This window comes from Nitratidesulfovibrio oxamicus (assembly GCF_015731765.1).
Lineage (GTDB): Bacteria > Desulfobacterota > Desulfovibrionia > Desulfovibrionales > Desulfovibrionaceae > Cupidesulfovibrio > Cupidesulfovibrio oxamicus.
The window spans coordinates 1-4,675 of the sequence record NZ_VRYY01000193.1 but is presented as its reverse complement, the minus strand read 5'-3'; the positions used below and the strand labels follow the sequence as shown (position 1 = coordinate 4,675).

General features: G+C 68.1%; 4 protein-coding genes and 1 pseudogene. 1 reads left to right on the top strand and 4 read right to left on the bottom strand.

What is annotated here, in order from left to right; all coding sequences use genetic code 11:
- From FVW20_RS07900 to mqnE, 4 genes and pseudogenes are all read right to left on the bottom strand, one after another.
- Positions 1–564: pseudogene (locus FVW20_RS07900) on the bottom strand (hypothetical protein); the annotation flags it as partial.
- Positions 565–618: 54 nt separating this feature from the next.
- A complete protein-coding gene (locus tag FVW20_RS07895) occupies positions 619–1,482 on the bottom strand; it encodes a menaquinone biosynthetic enzyme MqnA/MqnD family protein (RefSeq protein WP_196608983.1) in 864 nt (287 codons plus the stop codon).
- Positions 1,483–1,646: 164 nt separating this feature from the next.
- Positions 1,647–2,801, bottom strand: a complete 1,155-nt coding sequence (gene mqnC, locus FVW20_RS07890; protein ID WP_196608982.1) for a cyclic dehypoxanthinyl futalosine synthase — start codon at positions 2,799–2,801, stop codon at positions 1,647–1,649.
- Positions 2,798–3,961 carry an aminofutalosine synthase MqnE gene (mqnE, locus tag FVW20_RS07885; protein ID WP_196608981.1) on the bottom strand — a complete coding sequence of 388 codons (1,164 nt, stop codon included), beginning with the start codon at positions 3,959–3,961 and terminating at the stop codon, positions 2,798–2,800. Before mqnE ends, mqnC begins: the two co-directional genes overlap by 4 nt.
- Before the next feature lie 365 nt (positions 3,962–4,326).
- Here mqnE and FVW20_RS07880 point away from each other — a divergent pair.
- A partial coding sequence (locus tag FVW20_RS07880) for an MqnA/MqnD/SBP family protein (RefSeq protein WP_307831427.1) occupies positions 4,327–4,675 on the top strand: 349 nt, incomplete at its 3' end.

The following is a 4,675-nucleotide window of genomic DNA, read 5'->3' as shown; positions in this document are numbered from 1 at the left end:
CCCGGCGCGACGGCAGCACGCGCGGTACAGATACTTCTGCCCGACGGGCCGGGCGGCGGATACGCCCCGCAGCAGGTCACGGAAGGCGGCGCGGTCCATGGCGCCGCACAGGGCGGCATATTCGGCCCAGTCGCGCGGCCAGCGCAGTTGTTCCACCAGTTCCAGCGGTTGGGCCAGCGCGGCGTCGATGCCCAGCACCCAGCCTGCGCCGGGCGTGGTATGGCCCCCCGTGAATCCCGCATCCATCTGCCCGCCGAACAGCCGGTCCAGGTCGTCCAGGGTGTGCAGTTCCCTCAGTTCGTGCAGGGTAAGCACGGGCGATGCGCCCGGCCCGCCCGGCCAGTCCGGCATCCCGTTATCCGACGCGCTCCCGTCCCCCGGCACAAGGCTGCACACCGCCAGGGTCAGCGGCTTGCGCGGGCCGGGAGTGCACGTCACGTCCAGTCCCAGTATCCGCACGGGCAGGGTGCGGGCCTTGTGCGGCGCGACGGGCGCATCTTGGCTGACGGGCGCGACGGGTGCGCCTTGGCTGGCTGGCGGTGTGGATTTTTCACGGGTGTGCATGGCTGGTCGCAAATGCAAGGCGGCCCCACGTCTGGTTCGCGGGGCCGCCTTGCGCTACATGCTGAAGAATTCCAGTTCCGGCGCGGCAGGTATCTCGCCCGCCTCGGCCAGCCGGTGGTAGAACAGGCGCAGGCCTTCCATTTCCGGAAAGCCCATGTGGAAGACCAGCCCCTGATAGTATTGGCGCAGTTCCTCGCGGGTCAGGGGGCAGCCCTGCAAGGTCAGGTCGAGGATCACGTCCATGTGCCGTTCGCCCCAGTTGCGGGCGCGCTGCAACAGTTCGCTCGGATCACTGAGAAAACAGCCGGAGGCCGCCGCCGCGCGGCTGACCACCCACACCCCGAACACGAAGGGCAGGCCGGTCCATTGCCGCCACGCCTCGCCAAGGTCCAGCCGGTACGGAAACTCCGGGTGGTTGCGCAGGCGCAGGGCCTCGTCGCCGATGGCCAGGAACGCCTCCGGCGGGTTGCCCGACGCGATGCGCCCGGTGGCCGAACCCACCTCGTACCGCACCGGAAACCTGTAATAGTCGCGGAACAGCAGGCGCAGCAGCGCGGCAGAGGTGTGCGTCTCCGCGCTGACCAGCACCGGCTGGTCGGCCAGGTCTTCCACCGGGCGGCGCGACAGCAGCAGCACGCTCTGCACCGGGCCCCGGCTGCCGATGGCAAGGTCCGGCACCAGCAGGTAGTTCTGCGGCCTGTGCGCGTACTCCACCGAAGAATTGGCCGACACGTGCAGGTCGCCGCGCGCCATCATGTTGTTCAGCACCGCAGGCGGCCCGGCCACCAGTTCGTATTCGTGCGGGATGATGCCCGACTCCAGCGGGTGGTAGATGGGCAGCACGTTAAGGTACCCGATGCGGCCCAGACGCAGCGGACGCGCGCATGACGACGATGTGGTGGTGAGGGTGTTGCTCATTGGTGTGTATTGCGTTTGTATCCCCTGCCGGTCCGGCTGTTTTTGTGCCTCCGGCGGGCAGGGGGCTTTGCCCCCTGCACCCCCGAATGGGGGGAGCAAGGGATGTTGGACGTGTAACGGGTGATGTTCGCTGTCAGCCTTCCCCCGATTCTCTTAATATGTCTCTATATCTCCCCTTCCACCACGGGTTGGGGCGACACGGGGGTGTAGTTCATGGTGCGCTGCACGGGGGTGAACCCGGCGGCGCGAATGCAGTTGTGGATTTCGCGGCGAGAGAGGCTGAAGCTGACGCCTGCGGCGGCCACCACGTTTTCCTCGATCATCAGCGAGCCGAAGTCGTTGGCGCCGAAGTACAGGGCCAGTTGGGCCACCTGCGGCCCCATGGTCACCCACGAGGCCTGCACGTTGTCCACGTTGTCCAGCACAAGGCGCGACAGGGCCAGCAGGCGCAGGTAGGCGGGCGCGGGTTCCGGGTCGCGGTGGATGCCCGTGTGCGCGGGCTGGAAGGTCCAGGGGATGAACGCGGTGAACCCGTGGGTGCGGTCCTGTACCTCGCGCACGGCGAACAGGTGGTCCAGGCGGTGGCGGGGCTCTTCCTCGTGGCCGAACATCATGGTGGCGGTGGTGCGCAGGCCCTGGGCGTGGGCTTCTTCCATCACGCCCAGCCAGCGGGCGGCGGAACATTTGTTGGGCGAAACCTGCGTGCGCACCTCGTCCACCAGGATTTCCGCGCCGCCGCCGGGGATGGAATGCAGCCCGGCGGCGCGCAGCCGGGCGATGACCTCGGCCACGGTGATCTTTTCGAGTTCCGCGAAAAAGACGATCTCGGGCGGCGAAAAGGCGTGGATGTGGATGGCGGGGTAGGTGTCGCGGATCCAGCCGATCATGCCTTCGTAGAACGACAGGGGCAGGTCGGGGTGGTGGCCGCCTTGCAGCAGTATCTGGGTGCCGCCGAGGGCCAGGGTTTCTTCGATCTTTTTCCCCAGTTCCTCGCGCGTCAGCACGTAGCCCTCGGGGTGGCCGGGGGCGCGGAAAAAGGCGCAGAAGCGGCAGGCGCACACGCAGACGTTGGAATAGTTGATGTTGCGGTCGGCCACGTAGGTGACCACGGGCTGCGGATGCTTGCGCAGGCGCACGGCGTGGGCCAGATGCCCCAGGGTATGCAACCCGGCCTCGGCGTACAGCAGGTCGGCGTCGGCGCGGGTAAGGCGCGCGCCTTCCAGCACCTTTGCGGCCACGGCGCGTACGGCGGCGGATTCGGCAAGGGACGAGCCGCCCGGCATGATGGGGGCGTTGGTGGCGTTGGCGGCGGCGCTCATGCCCGGACCTCCGGCGAGTCGGCGTGGCCGGTGTCATGCAGGATGGCGTCCGGGTCGGCCACGGGGTTGAAGTGCGAATCGCGGCGCACCGGGGTGAAGCCGGAACGGCGGATCATCAGTTCCAGTTCGGGAACGGTGAGCGACTGGGCGGAATCGGCCCCGGCGTCGTGGCCGATGCGTTCCTCGACAATGGTGCCGTCCAGGTCGTCGGCCCCGAAGTACAGGGCGGTCTGGGCCATCTTGACGCCCATCATCACCCAGTAGGCCTTCACGTGGGGAATGTTGTCCAGCATCAGGCGGCTGACGGCCACGGTACGCAGCCGGTCGAGGCCCACGTGCTCGCCCACCCGTTCGGGGGGGAGCTTGAGCAGGCTGTTTTCCGTCAGGAAGGGCAGGGGGATGAAGCAGGTGAACCCGCCGGACTTGTCCTGCTGTTCGCGCAGGCGGCACAGGTGGTCCACGCGGTGCTCGAAGGTCTCGATGTGCCCGTACAGCATGGAGCAGTTGGTGCGGATGCCGAGGGAATGCGCCTCGCCCGCCACGCGCAGCCATTCGTCCGCCGTGGCCTTGCGCGGGCAGATGCGGGTGCGTACTTCGGGCGCAAAGATTTCGGCGCCGCCGCCGGGCATCATGGCCAGGCCCGCGTCCTGCAGGCGGCGCAGCACGTCCAGCGTGCTGATGCCTTCCATGGCGGCGAAGTGGGCGATCTCGACCCCGGTGAACGCCTTGACGATGCTCTGGGGGCGGGCGGCACGGATACGGCGGATGACGTCCTCGAACCAGGCAAGGCCCAGGTCCGGATGGCAGCCGCCCACGATGTGCACCTCTGAGAACGGGGTGCCCCGGTCGTCCAGCACGCGGTGCAGGATGTCGTCGGGAGCCAGGGCGAACGAACCGGCCTGCCCGCGTTCGCGCTGAAAGGCGCAGAACAGGCAGCCGTTGACGCAGATGTTGGTGTAATTGACGTGCCGGTTGAGCACGTAATAGGTTCTGTCGCCGTGCAGGCGGGTGCGCGCGTGGTGGGCCAGGGCTCCCACGGCGGTGATGTCCGGGCAGTGGAACAGCGCCAGGCCCTCTTCGGGCGAAAGGCGCGCGCCTTCCATCACCTTTTCGAAGGCGGTCCCAAGGCCCAGGCGGGCGTAATGGGCAGCGTCGAGCATGTGTCCTCCGGTGTGGCGGGACTGAAATGTCTTGAGGATGGTGCGGGGCAGCGTTTTCGGACCGAACAGGGCCCGATGGGACGGGCCTGGCCAGGCAGGCCGGGCTTGTTCGAGCCGGATCGGATCGAATCGGATCGGACCGGACCGAACCGGACGGGGCTTGCATCCCGCTGACGGAAGGCGGAGTATCGACCCGGCGTGGCCCGGTGTCAACACCGTGGACAGGGCGGGGCGATTGCCCGCCGTGGCGACCTTGAGCGATTTCCGTCCCGTGCGCCCGGCCATTTCCCCGTCATTGCCGCACGTCATTTCATCGTCCATTCCCACCCGCCCGGCCATCCGGGCGGCCCCGCAAGGCCGCTTCCATGTCTTCGCAGACCCCGCACACTCCGGCAGATACCCAGTCCACGTCGTCTACCCCGTCGCGCAACCTGTCGCTGGGCATTTCGCCCTGCCCCAACGACACGTACATCTTCCACGCCCTGGCCAAGGGATGCATTCCGCTGCCCTGCGGGTTCGATCTGTTCATGGCCGACGTGGAGGTGCTGAATGGCCGCGCCCGCGAGGGTTCGCTGGACGTGACCAAGCTGTCGCTGGCGGCCATGGCCCACGTGCTGGACGACTACGTGCTGCTCAATGCCGGGGCGGCGCTGGGGCGCGGTTGCGGGCCGCTGCTGGTGGCGCGCGAGCCGTTGTCGCCCGCCGAACTGGCCG

Excerpts from the sequence above, each read along its gene's own strand:
- FVW20_RS07895 (WP_196608983.1), bottom strand. The coding sequence starts at position 1,482 with ATGAGCAACACCCTCACCACCACATCGTCGTCATGCGCGCGTCCGCTG.
- mqnC (WP_196608982.1), bottom strand. The coding sequence starts at position 2,801 with ATGAGCGCCGCCGCCAACGCCACCAACGCCCCCATCATGCCGGGCGGC.
- mqnE (WP_196608981.1), bottom strand. The coding sequence starts at position 3,961 with ATGCTCGACGCTGCCCATTACGCCCGCCTGGGCCTTGGGACCGCCTTC.